The organism is Jeongeupia wiesaeckerbachi (genome assembly GCF_050916355.1).
Classification (GTDB): domain Bacteria; phylum Pseudomonadota; class Gammaproteobacteria; order Burkholderiales; family Chitinibacteraceae; genus Jeongeupia; species Jeongeupia wiesaeckerbachi.
The window spans coordinates 417,080-440,822 of sequence record NZ_CP136946.1; the positions used below are offsets into that span (position 1 = coordinate 417,080).

Sequence of the window (23,743 nt, forward strand, 5' to 3'; positions counted from 1 at the left end):
TGTTGTGCTGTCATCCATCGGACGCATTGCAATGCAACATCTGCGACACCGGAGCTTGCAACAGCGGTCTGCTGCGACGCAGCAAGCACTGACAGGCGGACACGACCAGGGCACGAACGGCAATCTTGCCGCAGCCAGCGTGCCACGGAGCGGTCACGCGGTCTGTGATAGAATTTCCCGTTCGATTCAACCGCTTGTGTGCTCCGCCATGGAATTGTCTGCACTGACCGCCCTTTCGCCGCTCGACGGCCGCTACGAAAAACAGCTCGCCGACCTGCGCCCGCATTTCTCCGAGTACGCGCTCGTCAAGAGCCGCGTCACCGTCGAAATCGCCTGGCTCAAGGCGCTTGCCGCCGAGCCGGCCATTGCCGAGATCAAGCCGTTCTCGGCCGCGACGATCGCCGAGCTCGACTCGCTCGTCAGCCGCTTCAGCCCGGAGCATGCGCTCGAGGTGAAAACGATCGAACGCACGACCAACCATGACGTCAAGGCGGTCGAGTACTGGATGAAGGAACGCCTGTCGGGCAACGCCGAAGTGTCGGCCGCCAGCGAGTTCATCCACTTCGCCTGCACCTCGGAAGACATCAACAACCTCAGCCACGCGCTGATGCTCAAGGCCGCGCGCGAAACCGTGCTGCTGCCGCGCATCGAAGAGATCGTCACCAAGTTCAAGGAACTGGCGCACGCGCTGGCCGATGCACCGATGATGAGCCGCACCCACGGCCAGCCGGCGACGCCGACGACGATGGGCAAGGAAATGGCCAATATCGCCTACCGGCTCGAACGCCAGCTGGCGCGACTCGAGAAGATCGAGCTGCTCGGCAAGATCAACGGCGCGGTCGGCAATTACAACGCCCACCTGTCGGCCTACCCGGGCTTCGACTGGGAAAGCTTCTGTCATCGCTTCGTCGAGAGCCTCGGCATCACCTTCAACCCGTACACGATCCAGATCGAGCCGCACGATTACATGAGCGAGCTGTACGACACGTTCGCACGCGTCAACACCATCCTGATCGACGCCAACCGCGACATCTGGGGTTACATCTCGCTGGGCTTCTTCAAGCAGAAGGTCAACAAGAACGAAGTCGGTTCGTCGACGATGCCGCACAAGGTCAACCCGATCGACTTCGAAAACTCCGAAGGCAATCTGGGCCTCGCCAATGCACTGCTGACGCATCTCTCGCAGAAGCTGCCGGTATCGCGCTGGCAGCGTGACCTGACCGACTCGACCGTGCTGCGCAATATGGGCGTCGGCCTCGGCTACGCCCTGCTCGGCTACGCGTCGGCACTGAAGGGCCTGAACAAGCTCGAAGTGAACCGTCAGGCGATGCTCGACGACCTCGATGCCAACTGGGAAGTACTGGCCGAGCCGATCCAGACCGTGATGCGCCGTTACGCCGTGCCGAATCCGTACGAGCAGCTGAAGGCGCTGACCCGCGGCCAGCGCGGCATGACGCGCGAAACGCTGGCGGTGTTCATCGACGGTCTGGCGATTCCGGACGACGAGAAAACCCGCCTCAAGGCGATGACCCCGGCGAGCTATCTGGGCCGCGCCGAGGAACTTGCGCGCCGGATTTGATTCACTAAGAACCTGCTCATGAGCAGGTTCTTGGACATTTGAAACGGCCCGGCGTCGCCGGGCCGGATTGGGAGTGGGACGTTGAAACGTAAAGTATTGATCGCCAGCATCGGCACGGTTGCCGTACTCGCGGTGGCCTATGTCGGCGGCACCTGGTACGCCGGGCGCGCAGCGCAGGACACGATGCAGAAACAGCACGAGTGGCTGGCGAGCCTGCCGTACTTCATCGTCAAGGACCGCAGCTATCACCGCGGCTGGTTCAGCTCGACCGAAAGCGCCACGCTGCAGGTCAACCCGGACTACTACCGCTTCCTGCTCGAACGCGAAGGCGAGCCGCTGCCGGTGTTCGAGCTCAAGTACACGCAGCATGTCACCCACGGGCCACTGCCGCTGCTCGGTCACTTCAACCTGCATCCGTACAAGGCGGTCGTCGAGACCGAGTTCAAGTACTCGCCCGAGACGCAGAAATTCCTGTCGCGCTTCTTCGGCGAACAGAAGCCGATCCAGATCGAAAACCGCATCGGCTTCTCCGACGATGGCGTGATGAACATCAAGGTGCCGAGCTTCGATTACGAAGAAGCGATCTCGGGCGTCAAGGCCAAGTGGCAGGGTCTGGAAGCGACGCTCGACTACGGCGGCGACTTCAACAGCGTCAAACTGACCGCGCTGGCGCCGGGCCTGTCGGGCGAGGCCAAGGACAAGGGCAGTTTCGCCTTCCAGAACCTCAGCGCGACGCTCGATCACACACGTGGCAAAACCGGCATCATGATCGGCACGTCGAGCATCAAGCTCGATCAGCTGAACCTGAACATCGCCGAAGGCCAGCCGCTGAAGCTGCAGCTCGACAAGCTCGCCTACAACGGCCAGATCGGCGAAAAAGGCGAATTCATCGACGGACTGGCGCGCTTTACGCTCGACAAGCTGCTGCTCGACGGCAAGCCCTACGGCCCGGCCGAAATGGTCGCGACCGCCAGCCATCTGCACGGTCCGACGCTGGCCAAGCTGTCGGACGAGCTGACCCGCTTGCAAAAGCAGAAGCTCAGCCGCGACCAGTTCACCGATGCGGTGGTCAAGCTGGCCAAGACCGAAGGCATGCCGCTGCTGACCAATGATCCAAAGCTGGCGATCCAGTCGTTCAACGTCAAGCTGCCCGATGGCGCGATCCGCTTCTCGGCTGAAGTCGGCCTGAAGGGCTTTGTCGCCGCCGACATCGACAAGCCGGTCGATCTCGTCAAGAAGCTCGACGCACGCGCCGACTTCAACGTACCGCGCAAGGTGATCGAAACCGTCGCCAGCTGGCAGGCGCGCAATATGTTCGGCGGCAGCGATTCGGGCATCTCCAACGACGATCTCGACTATCTGGTCGGCCAGTTCGTCGAAGGCCAGATCAACCGCCTCGCCGAGCAGAAGCTGATCCGCGTCGACGGCGATCTGCTGTCGGCCGATGCCAAGCTCAGCCAGGGTACGTTCACGCTGAACGGCAACAAGGTGCCGCTGCCCTGGGATCAGGTCGGCACGACCGGCGAAGCCGCTGCCGAACACTGAGCGACGTCGCGCTCCCGCAACACCGACAAGGCCGCCCTCGGGCGGCTTTGTCGCATTCCAGCGTCGTACCGCCCTGCAAACGCCCTCCTAGGGTTCAGCCCCAGATTGACGCCGTCTCGCCCGGATCGCGACCATCGACGCCAACTTCACCACCGGGCCTCACCATGCGTATCGGCGTCGTTACCGATTCCTGCTGCGATCTGCCACGCGATTTCATCGACGCGCATGGCATCGAGATCATGCCGATCGCGATCCATGGCGACGGCGCGAGTTTCGTCGACCATCGCGACCCGACGGCGACGCGGACGTTCTACCGCGATGAACTGGCGCAGATTGGCGACTACACCTCGGCACCACTGACGACCGAGCAGATCCGCAGCCTGTTTCTGGATCGCCTCGTCATCGACTTCGACTACGTCTTCTGCATCACCGTCATGCAGTCGCGCAGCCGGATTTTCGAGCATGCCAGTCAGGCCGCACGCGGCGTGCTCACCGACTACCGGCCGAGCCGCGAGGCGGCCGGCCACAGCAAACCGTTTTCGCTACGGGTGTTCGACAGCCAGAACCTGTTCCCCGGCCAGGGACTGGTCGTCGCCGAGGTCGCGCGGCTGGCCGCCGAAGGCGCAACGACCAGCAAGATCATCGCCCACGTCGAGCGTCTGACGCAGACGACACAGGCCTTCCTGATGCCGGCCGATCTGGGCCAGTTGCGCCATCAGGCAAGACGCAAGGGCGACAAGAGCGTCGGCCTTGCCGCCTATCTGCTCGGCAGCGCGCTCGACATCAAACCGATCATCCGCGGTTTTCGCGGCGACACGCATCCGGTGGCCAAGGTGCGCGGCTTCGATGTCGGTGTCGACAAGCTGTTTGCAACGGCGATCGAACACATCGAAGCCGGGCTCGAAGCGCCGCTCGTCTGCGTCAGCTACGGCGGCGACCCCCGCATGGTCACCACGATGAATGCCTACCAGACGATGTGCAAGGTCGCCGCGCGTCACGATGTCACGGTGCATCTGGCCGAGATGAGCGCTACCGCGGGCGTCAATATCGGTGCCGGCGGGCTGGCGATTGCCTTCGCATCGGCCCGCGAGGCCGGCTTCGATTGAGCGTGTAGGTCGTTTGTTTTACGGATTCCGGCACGCAGCCGGGGCTGCGTAGCGAAGCGCTCCCCATGAAAAACGGACGCGAGAGCGTCCGTTTTTCATGGCCGCCCAAGCAACAGGCTTACTGGATGATGCCGCCGCCGAGGCAGACATCGCCGCTGTACAGCACCATCGACTGCCCCGGCGTCATCGCCCACTGCGGTGCATCGAACACCAGCTCGACGCCGCCCTCAACGTGGCGCAGCGTGCACGCGGTGTCCTGCTGCCGGTAGCGCGTCTTCGCGGTATAGCGCCCCTCCGCCGGCAGCTCACCCAAAATCCACGAGCAGTCGAGCGCCAGCAACGTCGACTTCAGCAGCAACGGGTGATCGTGGCCCTGGACGACGATCAGCTCGTTGCTGGCCATGTCCTTGCCGCCGACGAACCACGGCTCGCCGCTACCCGACTTGTCGCCGCCGATGCCGAGGCCCGAGCGCTGGCCCAGCGTGTAGTACATCAGCCCCATGTGCTCGCCCATCGACTTGCCCTCCGGCGTGACCATCCGCCCCGGCACCTTGGGCAGGTAACGGTTGAGGAAGTCGCGGAACGGCCGCTCGCCGATGAAGCAGATGCCGGTACTGTCCTTCTTCTTGGCGTTCGGCAGGCCGATCTCCTCGGCGATGCGCCGCACTTCGGCCTTCTGCAGCCCGCCAAGTGGGAATACCGCCTGGCTCACCTGCGCTTGCGACAGCCGATACAGGAAATAGGTTTGATCCTTGCCCTGATCGGCGGCGCGGATCAGTTCGGTGCGGCCGTCGGCGCGCACGCGATTGCCGCAATAGTGGCCGGTCGCCATCTTGGCGCCCCCCAGTTCGATCGCGTAATCGAGGAAGCACTTGAACTTGATTTCGCTGTTGCAGAGGATGTCCGGATTCGGCGTGCGGCCGGCCGAATACTCGGCGAGGAAGTACGAAAACACCCGGTCCTTGTACTCCTTGGCGAAGTTCACCAGCTCGATGTCGATGCCCAGCAGGTCGGCGACGGCGATCGCGTCCATGCTGTCTTCCTTGATCGAGCAGTATTCGTCGTTGTTGTCGTCTTCCCAGTTCTGCATGAACACGCCGTGCACGTCGAAGCCCTGCTGTTTCAGCAGGTGCGCGGTCACGCTCGAATCGACCCCGCCCGAGAGGCCGACGACAATCTTGCTGCGCTCGCTCATACGGCCCCCACCGGCTGTTCGGCGCGATCAAAATCGCGCAGCAGTTCAAGCGGATAGCGTTTGCCGGCCAGATAGTCGTCGATGCAGGCCAGCAGCAGCGGACTGCGGTGCTCGTCGGCGCGCGCGGCGATCTCGTCACGGCTCAGCCATACGGCGGCCTCGATGCCGTCGTCGAGCGGACGAGCCGGCTCATGCCCGGTGATGGCACCGGTAAAGGCAAAGCGCAGATAGGTCAGCTCCGGACGCTCCGGCGGACTCCATTGGTAGACGCCGACCAGCGCGCTCGGCGCGAAGTGATGGGCGGTTTCCTCCAGCGTCTCGCGCGCCGCGGCGGCGACAATGGACTCGCCGTGCTCGACATGGCCGGCAGGCTGGTTCAATTTGCGCTGACCGAGAATGCGTTCCTCGACCAGCAGAAAGCGGCCGTCGCGTTCGATCACTGCGGCGACGGTGGCGTTGGGCTTCCACATACGCAAGAGTTCCAAGCAAAACAGGATTTTACCCGAAGCGCAGCGCGCTTTCAGCGGGCTTTGTTCGGACCACGGCGGCCACGCTGCTTCGGTCGTCCCGGCGCAGCGGGCACCGGCGGCGGATTCGGCGCGGCCACGCGCAACTCGTGCCACTGCCCCGGCGCCAGTCCGGCCAGCGTGTATTCGCCGACCGCAGCGCGAATCAACCTCAGGGTCGGAAAACCGACCTTGGCGGTCATGCGCCGCACTTGCCGGTTCTTGCCCTCGGCAATAATGACCTCGAGCCACGTCGTCGGGATGTTCGCGCGAAAACGTACCGGCGGCACGCGCGGCCATAACCCTTCGGGTTCGGCGATGACGCGCACCTGCGCCGGCTTGCTGACGAAATCGCCCAGATCAACGCCGTGCCGCAAGGGTTCGAGATCAGCGTCACACGGTGCGCCGTCGACCTGCACCCAGTAGGTCTTGGGCAGTTTGTGCTTCGGATCGGCGATGCGCGCCTGCAGCGGCCCCGAGTCGGTGAGCAAGAGCAGTCCTTCCGAGTCGGTGTCGAGCCGGCCAGCCGGATAGACATCGGGCACGCGCACGTAGTCGGCCAAGGACTGATGGGGGGGGCTGGGCGAGAACTGGCAGATCACGCCGTACGGTTTATTGAGCAGGATCAAACGGGCCATGCCGCGATTTTACCGCTTGATTTGCCTGACCGTTGCACGGATGCCTTTGCATGACGTGAATCTTCACGCCATAATCGTAGTTTGTCTGCTGCTGTTACAGCATTGTCATAACCATCAGGAAGCCCGCGATGAGCCACATCCAAGTCCCCGCCGAAGGCGCCAAGATCGTCCCGAACCTGGCAACGCCCGATAATCCGATCATTCCGTTCATCGAAGGCGATGGTATCGGCGTCGACATCACTCCGGTGATGAAGGACGTGGTCGACGCAGCCGTCGCCAAGAGCTATGGCGGCGCCCGCAAGATCCACTGGATGGAAATCTACTGTGGCGAGAAAGCCGCCAAGGTTTACGGCAACGACAACTACCTGCCGGAAGAAACCCTCGCTGCACTGAAAGAATACGTCGTGTCGATCAAGGGCCCGCTGGCCACGCCGGTCGGCGGCGGCATCCGCTCGCTCAACGTCGCCCTGCGCCAGCAGCTCGACCTCTTCGTCTGCCTGCGCCCGGTGCGTTACTTCCAGGGCGTGCCGTCGCCGCTGAAGCGCCCGGATCTGACCGACATGGTGATCTTCCGTGAGAACACCGAAGACATCTACGCCGGCATCGAATGGGAAGCCCAGACCGACGGCGCCAAGCAGGTCATCGATTTCCTGCAAGGCCAGATGGGCGTGAAGAAGATCCGCTTCCCGGAAAGCAGCAGCATCGGCATCAAGCCGGTCAGCAAGGAAGGCACCGAGCGCCTCGTGCGCAAGGCGATCCAGTACGCGATCGACAACAACCGCAAGAGCGTGACCCTTGTCCACAAGGGCAACATCATGAAGTTCACCGAAGGCATGTTCCGCCAGTGGGGCTACGACCTCGCCAAGCGTGAATTCGGTGGCGTCGAAGTCGACGGCGGCCCGTGGCTGCAACTGCCGAACGGCATCGTCATCAAGGACGTGATCGCTGACGCCTTCCTGCAACAGATCCTGCTGCGCCCGGCCGAATACGACGTCATCGCCACGCTGAACCTGAACGGCGACTACGTGTCGGACGCGCTGGCTGCACAAGTCGGCGGCATCGGTATCGCTCCGGGCGCCAACCTGTCGGACAACGTGGCCTGCTTCGAAGCCACCCACGGCACCGCACCGAAGTACGCCGGCCAGGACAAGGTCAACCCGGGTTCGCTGCTGCTGTCGGCCGAAATGATGCTGCGCCACATCGGCTGGAAGGAAGCCGCCGATCTGATCATCAGCGCCACCGAAAAGACCATCAAGGACAAGGTCGTGACCTATGACTTCGCCCGCCTGATGGACGACGCCGAAGAAGTGTCGTGCTCGGCCTTCGGCAAGGCGATCATCGCCCGGATGTAATCCGCCGGCACCGCCGTTTGAAAACCCCGCTACGGCGGGGTTTTTCTTGTGCCGCGCCAAACGCGACGCGCACAATGAAAAAAGCCCCGCCGAAGCGGGGCTTTTTCAACACCAGGAGCAATTAAGCGCCTTGGATGTTGGCAGCTTGCTTGCCCTTCGGGCCTTGCGCGACTTCAAAGTTCACGCGTTGGCCTTCCTTCAAGGTCTTGAAGCCCGGCATGTTGATCGCGGAGAAGTGAGCGAAGATGTCTTCGCCGCCTTCGTCCGGGGTGATGAAGCCGAAGCCCTTGGAATCATTGAACCACTTAACGGTACCCGTTGCCATTTGGCGTCTTTCTCCAAAAAAACTGTTAACGCATTGCACCCTTGCGGGAGTTCAGGTTTGACATCAAGGCCCGCACAACAGGACACCGATACGGCATGATGCTTGGCTATCAAACGCCGTTCATTTTTACGCGATATTGACGAAACAGGTCAAGCAGATTGCTGGGCAGAATATTTGAGTGTTGTTTGGCCGGCACGCTTGAAAAGCCACCCTTACAGACCAAAATGAAAGAGCGGAGACAATTGGAAAATCATGGCGACTCAGCACCAACTCGACCCGGCACTAGCCCATCAGGAACAACGCGCTGCACCACCACCGATGTATCGCGTGGTGTTGCTCAACGATGATTACACCCCGATGGAGTTCGTGGTGGATGTACTGCAGCAGTTTTTTGCACTGGGTCTTGAACAAGCAACGGTCGTGATGCTCAAAGTTCATAACGAAGGGCGCGGTATCTGTGGGGTCTACCCCAGGGATATTGCGGCAACCAAAGTCAGCCAGGTCGGACAGTACGCCCGCCAGCACCAACACCCGCTTCAATGCATCATGGAGGTGAACGAATGATCGCCCAGGAACTGGAAGTGAGCCTCCACATGGCCTTCATGGAGGCCAGACAAAAGCGCCACGAGTACATCACGGTCGAGCACCTGCTGCTTGCGCTGCTCGACAATCCGTCGGCGGCGGAAGTGCTGCGCGCGTGCAGCGCCAATATCGACGAGCTGCGCCGCCAGCTGTCCGACTTCGTCACCGAGCACACACCCGTTGTGTCGGGCACTGGCGAGGTCGAAACCCAGCCGACCATCGGCTTCCAGCGCGTCATCCAGCGCGCAATCCTGCACGTGCAAAGCTCGGGCAAGAAGGAGGTCACCGGCGCCAACGTGCTGGTCGCGATCTTCGGCGAGAAGGACAGCCACGCGGTCTACTTCCTGCACCAGCAAGGGATTACCCGGCTCGATGTCGTCAATTTCATCTCGCACGGGATCGCCAAGGCGGGCGGCAGCGCCCAAGCCGCGCCGAAGCCCGAATCGTCCGGCGAAGAGCACGAAGGCGAGGTCGCCGCGGGTGGTGCGCTGGAGAACTTCACCCAGAACCTGAACCAGCAGGCGCTGGCAGGAAAGATCGACCCACTGATCGGCCGCGATAGCGAGCTGGAGCGCGTGGTGCAGATTCTTTGCCGCCGCCGCAAGAACAACCCGCTGCTCGTTGGTGAAGCCGGCGTTGGTAAAACCGCGATCGCCGAAGGCTTGGCGCGCCAGATCGTCGAAGGCGATGTCCCCGACATTCTGGCCGACGCGACGGTCTACGCGCTCGACATGGGCGCCCTGCTTGCCGGCACCAAGTACCGCGGCGATTTCGAGCAGCGTCTCAAGGCCGTGATCAAGCAGCTGAGCGAAGAACGCAACGCGATCCTGTTCATCGACGAAATCCATACCCTCGTCGGTGCCGGCGCGGCGTCCGGCGGCACGCTCGATGCCTCCAACCTGCTGAAGCCGGCGCTGTCGAATGGGACGCTCAAGTGCATCGGCGCCACCACGTACACCGAGTACCGTGGCATCTTCGAGAAAGACAACGCGCTGTCGCGCCGTTTCCAGAAGATCGACGTCGTCGAACCGACCGTGCAGCAGACCATTGAAATTCTCAAGGGCCTGAAAGAGAAATTCGAATCGCACCACGGTGTGAAGTACACGCTGTCCGCGCTGACGACGGCGGCCGAATTGTCGGCCAAGTACATCAACGATCGCCATTTGCCCGACAAGGCCATTGACGTGATCGATGAGGCCGGCGCCGCACAAAAGATTCTGCCGCGCTCGAAGCAGAAAAAAACGATCAACAAGCACGAGATCGAAGAGATCGTCTCGAAGATCGCCCGGATTCCCCCGAAGAGCGTATCCAACGACGACAAGAGCGCGTTGAAAACACTGGACCGCGACCTGAAGAACGTCGTGTTCGGCCAGGACAAGGCGATTGAAGCCCTGGCGACGTCGATCAAGATGGCGCGCGCCGGCCTGGGTAACCCGCAGAAACCGATTGGCGCCTTCCTGTTCAGCGGCCCGACCGGTGTCGGCAAGACCGAAGTCGCGCGGCAATTGGCCTATACCCTCGGCATCGAGCTGATCCGCTTCGATATGTCCGAGTACATGGAACGGCATGCCGTGAGCCGGCTGATTGGCGCGCCGCCGGGGTACGTCGGTTTCGAACAGGGCGGGCTGATGACCGAGGCGGTCAACAAGCATCCGTATTCGGTACTGCTGCTCGATGAAATCGAGAAGGCGCACCCGGACATCTTCAACGTACTGCTGCAGGTGATGGACCACGGCACCCTGACCGACAACAACGGCCGCAAGGCGGATTTCCGCAATGTGATCCTGGTGATGACGACCAACGCCGGCGCCGAAAGCCTGAATCGGCCGGTGATGGGCTTCACGGCGAAGAAAGAAACCGGCGACGAGATGCAGGAAATCAAGCGCATGTTCACGCCGGAATTCCGCAATCGCCTCGACGCGGTGATTCCGTTCGCGCCGCTGTCGCACGAAATCATCCTGCAGGTCGTCGACAAGTTCCTGCTGCAGCTTGAAATGCAGCTGCAGGAGAAGAAGGTCGACGCGCACTTCACGCCGGCGCTGAAGGACATGCTGGCGCAGCAAGGTTTTGATCCGCTGATGGGTGCACGTCCGATGGCAAGGCTGATTCAGGACACCATCCGCAAGGCGCTGGCCGACGAGCTGCTGTTCGGCAGGCTGACGCACGGCGGTGACGTGACCATCGACGTTGATGACGACGACAAGGTCGTATTGGACTTCCCGATCACCGAGCCGGTACCAGCCTGATTTCCGCTGCCCCAAAAACAAACCCCGCCGAAGCGGGGTTTGTTTTTGGGTGACGACTGGTTATGGCTGCTGGACGATGACCGTCTGCGCCGGCATCGGTGCCGGGAAGTCGGCACCCAGTACATCCTTGATCATTTTGTTGGTGTCGAAGTACACCTGCCAGTAGTTGTCGTTGTGGCAGTAGGGCCGCACCGCCAGCACCGGACCAACGAGGTTGAACTCGAGAATCTCCACATCGACGACCGGCTCGGCCAGCACGTTGGGGATCGCGGCAATACGCGCCTTCAGTGCGGTGATCGCAGCCTGATAATCAGCGGTGCCGGCCAGCTGCGCCTTGAGATCGACGCGGCGGAACGGGTTGTGGGTGAAGTTCTGGATCGTATCGCTGAAAATCTTGTTGTTTCCGACCAGGGTCAGCACATTGTCCGGCGTGTTGATCGCCGTGGCGAACAGACCGATTTCCTTGACCGTCCCGGTCACGCCCCCCGCAGAGACGAAATCACCGACCTTGAACGGGCGCAATACGATGATGAACGCACCACCGGCAAAATTCGCCAACAACCCCGACCAGGCCATCCCGACCGCGAGGCCAAGCGCAGCAATCAGCGCAGCAAACGTCGTCGTCTGGACACCAAAGTAGCCGAGGATGCCGACCACCAGCAGGATGTTGAGCGTCACGGTGATGACCGAACCGACATAGCGCAATACGGTCGGGTCGACCTTCTGTTTTTCCAGCGACTTCTGCACCAATCCGACGGCAAAGTTGATCAGCCAGCGACCGATCACCCAGAAGGCGATCGCGACCAGAATTTTGACGCCAAACGCCGCAGCGTAATCGGTGACCAGCGTTTGCAACTGGCCTGCTTTCTGGATGCCTGCGTCGACAATGCTTGATTCAGCCATGGTTCTCCCCTTAAGTTCGGCTTGGTCTTACGTCAAGCTAGCATATGTGAATTCACCCGCTCTCGCCTCAGCTTTTTCGCCGTGGATGGTGCTGATGCAGCGCCTGCAGCCGGGCTCGGGCGATATGGGTATAAATCTGCGTCGTGCCAATATCGGCATGACCAAGCAGGCTCTGCACGATGCGCAGGTCAGCGCCGTGATCAAGCAGATGCGTGGCGAACGCATGGCGCAAAACATGCGGGCTGAGCTTGCCCGGGTCGATGCCCGATTCGGCCGCATATTGCTTGATGATGTACCAGGCCCCCTGACGCGTCATCGGCTCGCCACGCTGATTGACGAAGACGGTTGGTGCGAACCGCCCGGCAACCAGCAGGCTCCGCGCCTCCTGGAGATAGCGCTTGAGCCAGTCCTGCGCCACCTCACCGACCGGCACCAAACGCTGCTTGTCGCCCTTGCCGTGCAGCACGGTCAGATAACCATCGCCCAGATGTAGGGCGTCGCTGCCGAGCGCAACGATTTCAGACACGCGCAGACCGGTGGCATACATCAACTCGAGCATCGCCCGGTCGCGCAAGCCGGCCGGCAAATCGGTATCGGGCGCGGCCAACAGCGCCTCGACCTGCGCCTCGGTCAGCGCCTTGGGCAGCGGTCGTACCCGCTTGGGCGAACGCAGCGTGTCGGTCGGATCTTCGGCGATGCGGTCGTTCTGCTGCCAGTGCCGATAAAACTTGCGCAGGCTGGCCAGTCTGCGCGCCAGCGTTGCGGCCTTGAGCGTGCGCGCCTGCCGGGCGAGGAAGGCCTGTACATCGTCGCGTCGGGCCGCCAGCAGCCCGATGCCGTTCTCCTTCAGCCAGTCCGCCCAGATGCCGAGGTCGAGTCGATAGCTGTTCACCGTATGCATCGCCAGCTGCTCGGCCAGCCAGATCGCATCGACGAATTCGTCGATCAGCGCCTCGTCCTCGGGGCGTCTCAACGCAGCCAGCCTTCGTGCCCCAGCAGCCGTCGCTTGATCGGCAACCAGTCGATTCCGAGCCGATTGGCGTTGAAGCCACCGAGCCCGTTGCCTGCCACCACGCGATGGCACGGAATCAGGATTGGCAAGGGATTGGCGCCGCAGGCGCCACCAACAGCACGGGCGCTCGAACTCAGCGTCGCGGCAATCTCGCCGTAGCGCAGCACCTGCCCCGGAGGAATGGCTGCAATCGCCTGCCAGACCCGCCGCTGATGCTCGGTGCCTTCCGGTCGGTACGGCAGGTCGAAACGAAAGCATGCATCGTCAAAATAGGCGGCGAGCTGCCTTGTCGTTTCGACCAGCAAGCCGGCAGCCGGCGCGCGAAGCGGTGCATCGGCGGGGAGAAAATCCAGCCGCAGCAATACATCGTCGGCTGCGTACAGGCCCAGCGGCCCGACGGGGCTGGCAACAATGGCGTGATAATCGGCGTACTCGATCGGATTCAGCATGGGCCCCTCGATGGCAAGTGTGCGTGTACGACATGATATCGCCGGGCATAAAAAACGCGGGACCGAAGTCCCGCGTTTTTCCGCAGAAGGCGTCGCCTTACTTGGCGGCAGCCACGGTCTTGCGAGCCGGCAGCTTTTCCTTGATACGTGCGGACTTGCCCGAACGATCGCGGAGGTAGTACAGCTTGGCGCGACGCACATCACCACGACGCTTCACTTCGATCGCAGCGACCAGCGGCGAGAACGTCTGGAAGGTACGCTCAACGCCTTCGCCCGACGAAATCTTGCGAACGATGAACGAGCTGTTGAGGCCGCGGTTACGCTTGGCGATCACGACGCCTTCGTAAGCCTGCAGACGCTCACGCGTGCCTTCCTTCACCTTGACCTGAACGATCACGGTGTCACCCGGTGCGAATTCCGGCACGGTCTTGCCCAGGCGAGCGATTTCTTCTTGTTCGAGTTGCTGAATCAGGTTCATTGCATTACTCCTTGCGAAGCTTGTTCCTTCTACCCGCAATCGGGCGAGCCGGTCAGGCCGGACTCAGACTGGAATTCAGTCAGAAGACGAGCTTCCTCTTTGGAAAGCTGGCGATCCGCGAGCAAATCCGGGCGACGCAACCAAGTGCGGCCCAGCGCCTGCTTCAAGCGCCAGCGACGTATGTTGGCATGATTTCCCGAAAGTAGAACTTCCGGAACCGCCATACCGCGGTAATCTTCGGGACGGGTGTAATGCGGGCAATCCAGCAACCCGTCCACAAACGAATCTTCTTCGGCACTCGCCTGGGTATTGAGCACCCCGGGCCAGAGCCTGGCGATCGCATCGATCAGCACCATCGCCGGCAATTCGCCACCCGACAGCACGTAATCGCCGATCGAGACTTCCTCGTCGACCTGCCGCTGGATCAGCCGCTCGTCGACGCCTTCGTATCGGCCACACAACAGCACCAGACCGTCCAGCCCGGCAAGTTCGACCGCCTTGGCATGCGACAGACGCTGCCCCTGCGGCGACAGATACACCACCCGACTCGTTGCCCCTCGCTCGCGCTGCCGCAGCTTGGCGGCTTCGATTGCAAGTTCCAACGGCTCGGGTTGCATCACCATGCCGGGACCGCCGCCAAAGGGGCGATCATCGACACGCCGATAATTGTCGGTGGTGAAATCTCGCGGATTCCACGTTTGCAGCGCGAAGATGCCGAGGTCCACTGCCCTGCGCGTCACCCCATGCAGGGTAATCGCATCGAACATTTCCGGAAACAGCGTGACGACGTCGATTTGCCGCGTCATACCGCTCAGTAATCCAGGCCCCAGTCGACCGTGATGCTGCGCGTCTCGGTATCGACCTTGAGCACCACCTGCGCCACGAAAGGCAGCAGGCGCTCGGTTTCGCCGTCACGCACGACCAACACATCGTTGGCGCCGGTGGCGAACAGCTTGTCGACCACGCCCAGCGACTCGGCAGCCGTGTTGACCACGGCCATACCGACCAGGTCGGCCCAGTAATACTCGCCCTCTTCGGCGGCCGGCATCAGACTGCGCGGCACAGCGACTTCGCAACCTTTGAGCGCAAACGCGCCATCGCGGTCATCGACGCCGAGCAGCTTGGCAGCAAGCTTCTTGGTATGCACCGCGCCCTCTTCGAGGACACAGGCGCACCACTCGCCGTTACGCTTGAGCCACCAGGTGTCGTAGTCGAGCAGGCTATCGGCGTGTTCGGTATCGGCAACGACGTTCAGCCAGCCGCGAATGCCAAACGCCCCGCTCACATACCCCATGACGACCAGGTCGTCCGGGACAATCTGCGGGGCAGAAGGAGTGCGTACCACGGCGAGCTTACGCTGCGACCGGGGTGTAGCCCTTCAGCAGCTTGGCAACCGAGTCGTTCACTTGTGCGCCGACGCCGATCCAGTAGTTGACGCGGTCCATCTTCAGACGCAGGCCTTCTTCGCTTTCAGCAGCCAGCGGGTTGTAGAAACCCACGCGCTCGATGAAGCGGCCGTCGCGACGGTTGCGCGAATCGGAAACAACGACGTTGTAGAACGGGCGGTTCTTGGCGCCGCCGCGGGCAAGACGAATCACAACCATGTCAGATATCCAGTAAATCGGTTTATGCGAAACAGGCGATTGTACGAGAAAAAGTCAAGCCTGTACAAGCCCGTCGAGCGGTACAACAGCGATGCGGCGCTCACATGCCCGGGAGCATGCCCTTCATGCCGCGCATCATCTTCGCCATGCCGCCCTTGCTGAACTGCTTCATCATTTTCTGCGTCTGCTCGAATTGATTGAGCAGCTTGTTCACTTCCTGCACCGTGACGCCGGCACCGGCAGCAATGCGGCGCTTGCGGCTGGCCTTGATCAGCTCCGGCTTTTTGCGCTCGGTCGGCGTCATCGAATTGATGATGCCCTCGATACGTGCCACGGCCTTGTCGGTGACCTGCTGATTGGCGACCTCTCCAAGTTGGCCCATGCCTGGCAGCTTGTCGAGCAGTGCCGACATGCCCCCCATCTTCTTCATCTGGCCGATCTGGGCCTTGAAGTCTTCAAGATCGAAGCCCTTGCCGGACTTGACCTTCTTCATCATCTTCAGCGCTTCAGCTTCGTCGACGGTCTTCTGCACGTCTTCGATCAGGCTGAGCACGTCGCCCATGCCGAGAATCCGGCTGGCCATCCGGTCCGGGTAGAACGGCTCGAGCCCGGTCAGCTTTTCGCCAACACCGATGAACTTGATCGGTTTGCCCGTGATATGTCGGACCGACAACGCAGCACCGCCGCGCGAATCGCCGTCCATCTTGGTCAGCACGACGCCGGTCAGCGGCAGCGTCTCGTTGAACGCCTGCGCGGTATTGACCGCATCCTGCCCCTGCATCGCATCGACAACGAACAGCGTTTCGACCGGCTTGACCGCAGCGTGGACCGCCTTGATCTCGACCATCATCGCTTCGTCGATCGCCAGACGACCGGCGGTGTCGACGATGAGGACGTCATGGAAGTGCTTCTTGGCGTAATCGAGCGCAGCCAGTGCGATGTCGACCGGCTTCTGATTCACATCGGACGGGAAAAATTCGACCTCGAGCTGACCTGCAATGGTCTTGAGCTGCTCGATCGCTGCCGGACGGTAAACGTCGGCCGAGACGACCAGCACTTTTTTCTTCTGTTCTTCCTTGAGCCGCTTGGCGAGCTTGCCCGTCGTCGTGGTCTTGCCGGCGCCCTGCAGGCCCGCCATCAGCACTACGGCCGGCGGTACGGCAGCAAGATTGAGGCCGTCGTTTTGCGCGCCCATCAGCTTGGTCAGCTCTTCATAGACGACACCGACCAGCGCCTGACCCGGGGTCAGGCTGCCGATGACTTCCTGGCCCAGCGCCCTGACCTTGATGTCGGCGACAAAGCCCTTGACCACCGGCAGGGCAACGTCGGCCTCAAGCAGCGCCATGCGCACTTCGCGCAGCGCGTCCTGGATATTGTCTTCGGTCAGACGGGCGTTGCCACGCAACGTCTTGACGACGCCGGAGAGGCGACTGGACAGATTCTCAAGCATGAATACGACCCTTTGCCGGTCCGCGCGGGCGCGACCGCTGTTAAACTGTGGATTCCCGCATTCTACCCGATTTGGCTTCGTGACCTGGTTCGCAGCTTCCGCGCTCGTCGTCTACCTTGGCCTGGGGTGGCACTTCTGCCGCACCCGCCTTTCCGCTGCCGCACCGCAGCGGCCGCTGCTTGAGCACGGCGTGCTGCTGCTCGCGCTGGCGTTGCACGGCTTGTCGCTGTGGCCGCACCTTGCTCAGAGCCCGCTGCACTTCGGCGCCGCCGAGGCGTTGTCGCTGACGGCGTGGCTGGCCCTGCTGCTCTACCTGGTCGGCCATCTCGCCTATCGACTGGAGGGCTTGCAGCCGGTCCTGCTGGTCCTCGTCTGCACGATGCTGGGCATCAGCTTGATGCTACCGCCCGGGCACGCACTGACCTATCCGCAAAGCGCTGTGTCGCGATTGCATTTCCTGACGGCCATGCTGGCCTACGGCCTGTTCGTCAACGCCGCCGGCATCGCGATCCTGATGCGGGTGGCCGACCGTCGCCTGCATCACGCCGATGCGCATGTGCTGATCCGCCAGCTACCCCCATTGCTGGCGCTTGAGCGCCTGCTGTTCGCCTGCGTCGGCGTCGGCTTTGCCATGCTCAGCGTTGCGCTGATCACCGGCACCGTGTTTGCCGAGCATATCTATGGCCGTGCTCCGGGCATCGGGCACAAGATCGTCTTTTCGGTCGCCGCCTGGCTGTGCTTTGCGGCACTGCTACTGGGCCGATCCTTGCTTGGCTGGCGCGGCCGGATCGCCACGCGCATCACGCTCGCCGGCTGCATTCTGCTGCTGCTCGGCTATGCCGGCACCCGTTTCGTGCTCGAAACGCTGCTGCGTCACGGCGCCTGATCGCCTGCTATAACCCCTTTCTATACTGACCGGGCGCCAGCCCAACGACACGGACCTCTGCGTGGAAGACATTCCGATATCGGCCTTGTTCATCGCCCTGCTCGCCTGCCTGGCAAGCTCTGCGTTCTTTTCCGCCGCGGAAACGGCCATGATGGCGATCAACCGCTATCGCCTCGCCGGCAAGGTTCGCCAAGGCCTCCGCGCTGCCGTGCGCACGCAGAAACTGCTGAACGAAACCGAAAAGCTGCTCGGCGTCATCCTGCTCGGCAATACGATCATCAATACCGCCTCGGCAACGCTCGCCGCCTTGATCACCGCACGGCTGTTTGCCGGCAACGAGCTCGCCCTTGGCGTCGCAACGCTGATGGTTGCGTTTGCGATTCTGGTGTTCTCCGAAGCGACTCCGAAAGTGATCGCTGCCACCCATGCCGAAGCGGTCGCCTATTTCGCCAGCGGCCCGCTCGCAGTCCTGCTGCGGGTGTTCTACCCGGCGGTCTGGATCGTCAACGTCGTCGTTGATACGCTGCTGCGTACCTTGCGCCTGCGCAAACCCTCGGGCGACAACACGGCGCTGTCACCGGACGAGCTGCGCTTGCTGGTGCTGGAATCCGGGCGCTTTATGGAGAAGAAGCACCACACCATCCTGCTCAACTTGTTCGAGCTGGCCAACGTCACCGTCGACGACGTCATGACGCCCCGCCACCAGATGGAAATGGTCGACCTGGACCTGCCGAGCGACCTGCTGCGGCAGGAGCTGTTCACCAGCCACCATTCCCGCCTGCCGATCTACGCCGGCAATCCGGACAATGTGCTCGGCATCCTGCCGGCGCGCAAACTGCTGTCGTTGACCGAGGCCGACACCGATGCCGACGCGGTGCGCTCGCTGATGCGCCAGCCTTACTTCATCCCGTCGGGCACGCCGCTGTTTACCCAGCTGCAGAATTTTCAGGAAAACCACCGCCGCATGGGGCTGGTCGTCGACGAATATGGCGAGCTGCTCGGGCTGGTCACGCTCGAAGACATCCTTGAGCAAATGATCGGCGAATTCACCACCCAGTCACCGGCGACCGGCGGTCAGCTCGCGCGCCAGACCGACGGCAGCCTGCTGCTTGACGGCTCGATCAGCCTGCGCGACCTCAATCGCAAACTCAAACTCGGCCTGCCGACCTCCGGTCCCAAGACACTAAACGGTCTGATTCTCGAATACTTCGAGGATATCCCCGAGGCCGGCACCTGCATGGTGGTCGCCGGTCAACGGCTCGAGGTAGTCCAGACCCAGGATCGCAGCATCCGGATGGTGCGTTTGTATCCACAATGAAACCATGATGGGCCCCAACGCCCATGCCCGGACACACAGTGCTAGACTCTGCGCGAGGAGACGTCGGCACGCGCCGCACGTACAAGACTAGACCCGAAGAGTCCTAGCGCAGCTTATATGTCCACTACACCCTCAATTTCCGGCCTCGCCCGGCTGCTGGTTCAACACGGCCGGCTCAGTGACAGCGATGCCGAAGCGTTGCAAGGCAGCGCGGCCAGCAACAAGGCGCCGTTCATTGCGCAATTGCTGCAAAGCGGCAAGATGAACGCCAAAGAAGTCGCCGAGTTCAGCGCCCAGGCCTTCGGCTACCCCTTGCTCGATCTCGACCAGATCGACACCAGCTACGTGCCTGTCGGCGTGCTTGATACCAAGGTGATGCAAACGCAGCGGGTGGTGCCGTTGTACAAGCGCGGCACCCGGCTTTTCATCGGCATCTCTGACATCACCAATCTGCAGGCTGCCGAAGAGGTACGCTTTCAGACCGGCGCGCAAATCGAGCCTATCGTTGTCGAAGACAATAAGCTGATCAAGCTGCTCGATCATCTGCTCGAAGCGTCCGGCGCCACCCTGAAGAATCTCGAGATGGACGAGTCCGAACTCGACATCCGAGGCGGTGATGACGAGCCACAATCCGACGCGCCCAATATGGATGTCGACGACGCCCCAATCGTCAAGTACCTGCAGAAAATCCTGCTCGATGCGATCAATGCCGGTGCGTCCGACGTTCATTTCGAACCCTACGAAAAGTACTACCGGATTCGCTATCGGCAGGACGGCATCCTGCGCGAAATCGCCCAACCACCGCTGGCGATCAAGGAAAAAATCGCCTCGCGGATCAAGGTCATTTCCAAGCTCGATATCTCCGAAAAGCGCGTGCCACAAGACGGCCGAATGAAGCTTGTGCTCTCGAAGAGCCGGGCGATCGACTTTCGCGTTTCAACGCTGCCCACGCTGCACGGCGAAAAAATCGTCATGCGAATTCTCGACCCGACGTCGGCAACGCTCGGCATCGACGCGCTCGGCTATGAACCGGACCAGAAAGCGCTCTTGCTCGATGCGGTCAGTCGCCCCTACGGCATGGTGCTGGTCACCGGCCCGACCGGCTCGGGCAAGACGGTATCGCTGTACACCTGTCTGAATATTCTTAACGAGCCGGGCACGAATATTTCCACCGCCGAAGACCCGGCCGAAATCAACCTGCCCGGCGTCAACCAGGTCAACGTCAACGACAAGGCCGGACTGACCTTTTCGGCGGCGCTGAAGGCATTCCTTCGACAGGATCCCGACATCATCATGGTCGGCGAAATCCGCGATCTGGAAACCGCCGACATTTCGATCAAGGCCGCACAGACCGGCCACATGGTGTTTTCGACCCTACATACCAACGATGCACCCGGCACACTGACCCGGCTCTTGAACATGGGCGTCGCACCGTTCAACGTCGCCAGTTCGGTCATTCTGATCACTGCCCAGCGCCTGGCGAGAAAACTGTGCGCGCATTGCAAGACGCCGGTCGATATCCCGGCCGAGGCATTGCGGCGAGCCGGCTTCACCGAGGAGCAACTAGATGGCAGCTGGACCCCCTATAAGGCGGTCGGCTGCGACCAATGCAAGGGCACCGGTTACAAGGGACGGGTCGGCATCTATCAGGTGATGCCGATTTCAGACGAAATGAACCGCTTGATCATGAAAAACGGCACGTCGATCGACATCGCCGACCAAGCCCGACGCGAAGGCATACGCGATCTGCGACAGTCGGGTCTGTTGAAAGTAAGACAGGGCATGACCTCGCTAGAGGAAGTCATGGCCGTGACCAACGAATAATTCGTGCAAGCAGTCGGGGGAGAGTGCGATGGGTGTACAAGCGAAAGCCGCAGCGGTCAAGGAAATGACCTTTGTCTGGGAGGGTAAAGACCGCAGTGGCAAGGCCATCAAGGGTGAAATGCGCGCGGCCGGCGAGGCGATCCTGAAGAATCACCTGCGCAGACAGGGCATCAACGTCGTGCGCATCAGAAAGCAACGCACCAGGGGCGGCCGGCGCATCACCGATCAGGACATCACCATGTTCACCCGGCAACTGGCGACCATGCTCAAGTCTGGCGTACCGCTACTGACGTCATTCGATATCGTTGCCAAAGGGCATTCCAACCCATCGGTCACCAAGTTGCTAATGGAGATCAAGAACGACATCGAAACGGGCTCGTCGCTAACGCAGGCATTCCGCAAACACCCGGCTCATTTCGACGCCCTGTATTGCAACCTGATCCAGGCCGGCGAGCAAGCCGGTATTCTCGATAGCTTGTTGGCCCGCTTGGCGACGTACAAGGAAAAAATTCTTGGCGTCAAAAAGAAGATCAAATCGGCGATGTTCTATCCAACAGCGGTCATCGTCGCGGCCTTCGTCATCACCGCCGTCATCATGATTTTCGTCATTCCGGCCTTCAAGGATCTGTTCTCCAGCTTTGGTGCAGACCTGCCGGGGCCGACGTTGATGGTGATCACGCTATCCGATCTGTTCGTCAGCTATTGGTGGCTGATTTTCGGCAGTATTTTTGGTGGCGTTTGGCTCTTCATGAAGGCTTGGCGCAGGTCGGAGGCGATGCAGATTGTCATGGACCGTTTCCTGCTCAAGCTCCCCGTGCTCGGACAGATTATGCGGAACGCAACCATCGCGCGTTGGTCGCGCACGCTGTCAACGATGTTCGCTGCCGGTGTGCCGCTGGTCGAATCGCTGGAGTCCGTCGGTGGAGCAGCAGGTAATCACATTTACAAGATTGCGACAAAAAAAATTCAGTCCGAAGTGAGCACCGGCACCAGCCTGACGCTGTCAATGCAGAACACCAATGTATTTCCGAATATGGTCATGCAAATGGTGTCGATCGGCGAGGAGTCCGGCGCGCTCGACGCGATGCTCGGTAAGATTGCCGACTACTACGAGGAAGAGGTCGACAATGCCGTCGAGGCGCTGTCTAGCCTGATGGAGCCAATCATCATGGTCGTGCTTGGCACTCTGATCGGCGGTCTGGTGATTGCCATGTATCTGCCCATCTTCAAGATGGGCGAGGCCATTGGTGGATGAGCGACTATCAAATCTTGTTTCAACAAAGCCCGCCGCTGTTCGGCGGGTTTCTGTTCGTGCTCGGGTTGCTGGTCGGCAGCTTTCTCAACGTGGTCATTCACCGGCTGCCGAAAATGATCGAAGCCGATTTTCGCCATGAATGCAGCTGCATCGACCTTCCGCTCGAAGCACCACAGCCGCAACGCCCACGCTACAACCTGCTGACGCCGCGCTCTGCGTGCCCGCACTGCGGGCATCAAATCGGCGCACTCGAGAATATCCCCGTCCTCAGCTGGCTTGCACTGCGCGGGCGTTGCCGGCGCTGTGGCGCCGGCATCAGCCCACGCTATCCAATCGTCGAACTGGCGACCGCTGCCCTGACGATGTGGGTTGGACTACAGCTGGGCGCGACTGCAGCAGGGCTGGCGGGAATCGGCCTGACTTGGGCGCTGATCGCACTGGTCGTGATCGATGCCGACACCTACCTACTCCCAGATAGCATCACCCTGCCCCTGCTCTGGCTCGGCCTGCTGGTAAACCTGAATGCCACCTTCGTGCCGCTGTCGCAAGCCGTGATCGGAGCAATGGCTGGCTACTTGGTCTTGTGGAGCATCTTCTGGCTATTCAAGCTCACCACCGGTAAGGAAGGCATGGGCTACGGCGACTTCAAGCTCCTGGCCGCATTGGGTGCGTGGTTCGGCTGGACCGCCCTGCCGGTGATCATTCTGCTGTCGTCAGTCGCCGGCGCCGTCATCGGCATTGGTCAGGTTGTCGCCGCCAAGCGCGGCTGGGGCAAGCCGATTCCATTTGGCCCCTATCTTGGCATCGCCGGCTGGCTGACCCTGATGTGGGGCGGCTGGCTCGGGCAAATCCTGTTCAGCGGACTGGGCTAGACCATGCATCTGATCGGACTCACCGGCGGCATCGCCAGCGGCAAATCGACGGTCAGCACGCTTTTCATCCAGCACGGCGTACCGGTGATCGATACCGACATGATCGCGCACCGCCTTTCCCAGCCCCCGTCGACCGCATTGGACGCCATTCGCCAGGCGTTTGGCCCCGCCGCCATTGATGCAAATGGTGCGCTGGCGCGCGAATGGATGCGCCAGCATGTGTTTGCGCACGCCGACGCGCGCGCACGGCTCGAAGCGATCCTGCATCCGAGGATTCTGGCCGAGCTAGACCAGGATATCGCGGCCTTGCCGGCCAGTACGCCCTACGCCCTCGTGGCCGTCCCGCTGCTATTTGAAGCCGATGGCTTTCGCGCACGCGTACAACGCACCCTCGTCGTCGACTGCAGCGAGGCACGCCAGCGTCAGCGCCTGTTGAGCCGGCCAGGCATGGATGAGGCACTGGCCGATGCCATTATTGCCAGCCAGTTGTCACGCACCCGCCGGCGCGCGTACGCCGACGACGTCATTGACAACGACGGAACGCTCGAAACACTCGCCGACGCCGTTGCGCGCCAACACCAGCGCTATCTGGTCTGGATCGGCGCCGAACAGCCTTAA

General features: G+C 61.6%; 24 protein-coding genes. 12 read left to right on the forward strand and 12 right to left on the reverse strand.

All coding sequences use genetic code 11. From position 1 onward, the window contains the following. The first annotated feature begins 208 nt into the window (after positions 1 to 208). From purB to R0382_RS02070, 3 genes are all read left to right on the forward strand, one after another. Positions 209 to 1,579 (forward strand): adenylosuccinate lyase, encoded by a 1,371-nt coding sequence (gene purB / locus R0382_RS02060; RefSeq protein WP_432721890.1) that lies wholly within the window; start codon positions 209 to 211, stop codon positions 1,577 to 1,579. Between the two features lie 81 nt (positions 1,580 to 1,660). Further along, positions 1,661 to 3,124, forward strand: coding sequence for a YdgA family protein (locus R0382_RS02065; protein WP_432721892.1), 1,464 nt, complete (start codon positions 1,661 to 1,663; stop codon positions 3,122 to 3,124). A 164-nt stretch (positions 3,125 to 3,288) separates the two neighbouring features. Next, positions 3,289 to 4,230: a DegV family protein gene (locus R0382_RS02070; RefSeq protein WP_432721894.1), complete on the forward strand. Its 942-nt coding sequence runs from the start codon at positions 3,289 to 3,291 to the stop codon at positions 4,228 to 4,230. Between the two features lie 118 nt (positions 4,231 to 4,348). Here the strand turns inward: R0382_RS02070 and mnmA are convergent, their stop codons facing one another. The 3 genes from mnmA to R0382_RS02085 are packed head-to-tail and all read right to left on the reverse strand — an operon-like array spanning position 4,349 to position 6,569. Then, positions 4,349 to 5,425, reverse strand: a complete 1,077-nt coding sequence (gene mnmA / locus R0382_RS02075) for a tRNA 2-thiouridine(34) synthase MnmA (RefSeq protein WP_432721897.1) — start codon at positions 5,423 to 5,425, stop codon at positions 4,349 to 4,351. After that, entirely contained in the window at positions 5,422 to 5,895 is a 474-nt protein-coding gene (locus tag R0382_RS02080; protein ID WP_432721899.1) for an NUDIX hydrolase, read from the reverse strand. Before R0382_RS02080 ends, mnmA begins: the two co-directional genes overlap by 4 nt. 50 nt (positions 5,896 to 5,945) lie before the next feature. Then, complete coding sequence (locus tag R0382_RS02085; protein ID WP_432721901.1) at positions 5,946 to 6,569, reverse strand: pseudouridine synthase; 624 nt, start codon at positions 6,567 to 6,569, stop codon at positions 5,946 to 5,948. Positions 6,570 to 6,697: 128 nt separating this feature from the next. On the opposite strand from R0382_RS02085, the gene icd reads away from it, so the two are divergent. Then, the gene (icd, locus tag R0382_RS02090; RefSeq protein WP_432721903.1) at positions 6,698 to 7,921 is read left to right on the forward strand and encodes an NADP-dependent isocitrate dehydrogenase; all 1,224 of its coding nucleotides are present in this window, start codon (positions 6,698 to 6,700) and stop codon (positions 7,919 to 7,921) included. Between the two features lie 121 nt (positions 7,922 to 8,042). Here the strand turns inward: icd and R0382_RS02095 are convergent, their stop codons facing one another. Beyond that, the gene (locus tag R0382_RS02095; protein ID WP_189462384.1) at positions 8,043 to 8,246 is read right to left on the reverse strand and encodes a cold-shock protein; all 204 of its coding nucleotides are present in this window, start codon (positions 8,244 to 8,246) and stop codon (positions 8,043 to 8,045) included. 252 nt (positions 8,247 to 8,498) lie between these two features. On the opposite strand from R0382_RS02095, the gene clpS reads away from it, so the two are divergent. Together clpS and clpA are read left to right on the forward strand one after the other, a co-directional pair. Next, entirely contained in the window at positions 8,499 to 8,810 is a 312-nt protein-coding gene (gene clpS / locus R0382_RS02100) for an ATP-dependent Clp protease adapter ClpS (RefSeq protein ID WP_432721906.1), read from the forward strand. Further along, a complete protein-coding gene (gene clpA / locus R0382_RS02105) occupies positions 8,807 to 11,074 on the forward strand; it encodes an ATP-dependent Clp protease ATP-binding subunit ClpA (protein WP_432721908.1) in 2,268 nt (755 codons plus the stop codon). The genes clpS and clpA overlap by 4 nt, the downstream gene beginning before the upstream one ends. A gap of 60 nt (positions 11,075 to 11,134) precedes the next feature. Here the strand turns inward: clpA and R0382_RS02110 are convergent, their stop codons facing one another. The 8 genes from R0382_RS02110 to ffh all read right to left on the reverse strand — a co-directional run bounded on the left by R0382_RS02110 (position 11,135) and on the right by ffh (position 16,970). After that, positions 11,135 to 11,977, reverse strand: a complete 843-nt coding sequence (locus tag R0382_RS02110; RefSeq protein ID WP_432721910.1) for a mechanosensitive ion channel family protein — start codon at positions 11,975 to 11,977, stop codon at positions 11,135 to 11,137. 67 nt (positions 11,978 to 12,044) lie between these two features. Continuing rightward, on the reverse strand, positions 12,045 to 12,950 hold the full coding sequence (gene xerD, locus R0382_RS02115; protein ID WP_432721912.1) for a site-specific tyrosine recombinase XerD: 906 nt from the start codon (positions 12,948 to 12,950) through the stop codon (positions 12,045 to 12,047). Next, positions 12,947 to 13,438, reverse strand: a complete 492-nt coding sequence (locus R0382_RS02120) for a methylated-DNA--[protein]-cysteine S-methyltransferase (RefSeq protein WP_432721914.1) — start codon at positions 13,436 to 13,438, stop codon at positions 12,947 to 12,949. The genes xerD and R0382_RS02120 overlap by 4 nt, the downstream gene beginning before the upstream one ends. Before the next feature lie 97 nt (positions 13,439 to 13,535). Beyond that, positions 13,536 to 13,916: a 50S ribosomal protein L19 gene (gene rplS, locus R0382_RS02125; RefSeq protein WP_432721916.1), complete on the reverse strand. Its 381-nt coding sequence runs from the start codon at positions 13,914 to 13,916 to the stop codon at positions 13,536 to 13,538. A gap of 29 nt (positions 13,917 to 13,945) precedes the next feature. Then, the gene (trmD, locus tag R0382_RS02130) at positions 13,946 to 14,722 is read right to left on the reverse strand and encodes a tRNA (guanosine(37)-N1)-methyltransferase TrmD (RefSeq protein ID WP_432721918.1); all 777 of its coding nucleotides are present in this window, start codon (positions 14,720 to 14,722) and stop codon (positions 13,946 to 13,948) included. A gap of 5 nt (positions 14,723 to 14,727) precedes the next feature. Then, positions 14,728 to 15,210: a ribosome maturation factor RimM gene (gene rimM, locus R0382_RS02135; RefSeq protein ID WP_432721919.1), complete on the reverse strand. Its 483-nt coding sequence runs from the start codon at positions 15,208 to 15,210 to the stop codon at positions 14,728 to 14,730. A 58-nt stretch (positions 15,211 to 15,268) separates the two neighbouring features. Beyond that, positions 15,269 to 15,520 carry a 30S ribosomal protein S16 gene (rpsP, locus tag R0382_RS02140; RefSeq protein WP_432721921.1) on the reverse strand — a complete coding sequence of 84 codons (252 nt, stop codon included), beginning with the start codon at positions 15,518 to 15,520 and terminating at the stop codon, positions 15,269 to 15,271. Positions 15,521 to 15,620: 100 nt separating this feature from the next. Then, the gene (gene ffh, locus R0382_RS02145) at positions 15,621 to 16,970 is read right to left on the reverse strand and encodes a signal recognition particle protein (protein ID WP_432721923.1); all 1,350 of its coding nucleotides are present in this window, start codon (positions 16,968 to 16,970) and stop codon (positions 15,621 to 15,623) included. Positions 16,971 to 17,049: 79 nt separating this feature from the next. On the opposite strand from ffh, the gene R0382_RS02150 reads away from it, so the two are divergent. The 6 genes from R0382_RS02150 (at position 17,050) to coaE (ending at position 23,743) form a co-directional block, all read left to right on the forward strand. Next, a complete protein-coding gene (locus R0382_RS02150; protein WP_432721925.1) occupies positions 17,050 to 17,856 on the forward strand; it encodes a cytochrome C assembly family protein in 807 nt (268 codons plus the stop codon). Between the two features lie 61 nt (positions 17,857 to 17,917). Then, positions 17,918 to 19,174: an HlyC/CorC family transporter gene (locus tag R0382_RS02155; protein WP_432721927.1), complete on the forward strand. Its 1,257-nt coding sequence runs from the start codon at positions 17,918 to 17,920 to the stop codon at positions 19,172 to 19,174. A gap of 117 nt (positions 19,175 to 19,291) precedes the next feature. Further along, a complete protein-coding gene (gene pilB / locus R0382_RS02160; RefSeq protein ID WP_432721929.1) occupies positions 19,292 to 20,998 on the forward strand; it encodes a type IV-A pilus assembly ATPase PilB in 1,707 nt (568 codons plus the stop codon). Between the two features lie 28 nt (positions 20,999 to 21,026). Continuing rightward, on the forward strand, positions 21,027 to 22,253 hold the full coding sequence (locus R0382_RS02165) for a type II secretion system F family protein (RefSeq protein WP_432721931.1): 1,227 nt from the start codon (positions 21,027 to 21,029) through the stop codon (positions 22,251 to 22,253). Further along, on the forward strand, positions 22,250 to 23,125 hold the full coding sequence (locus tag R0382_RS02170; protein WP_432721933.1) for a prepilin peptidase: 876 nt from the start codon (positions 22,250 to 22,252) through the stop codon (positions 23,123 to 23,125). Before R0382_RS02165 ends, R0382_RS02170 begins: the two co-directional genes overlap by 4 nt. A gap of 3 nt (positions 23,126 to 23,128) precedes the next feature. After that, positions 23,129 to 23,743: a dephospho-CoA kinase gene (gene coaE / locus R0382_RS02175; protein WP_432721935.1), complete on the forward strand. Its 615-nt coding sequence runs from the start codon at positions 23,129 to 23,131 to the stop codon at positions 23,741 to 23,743.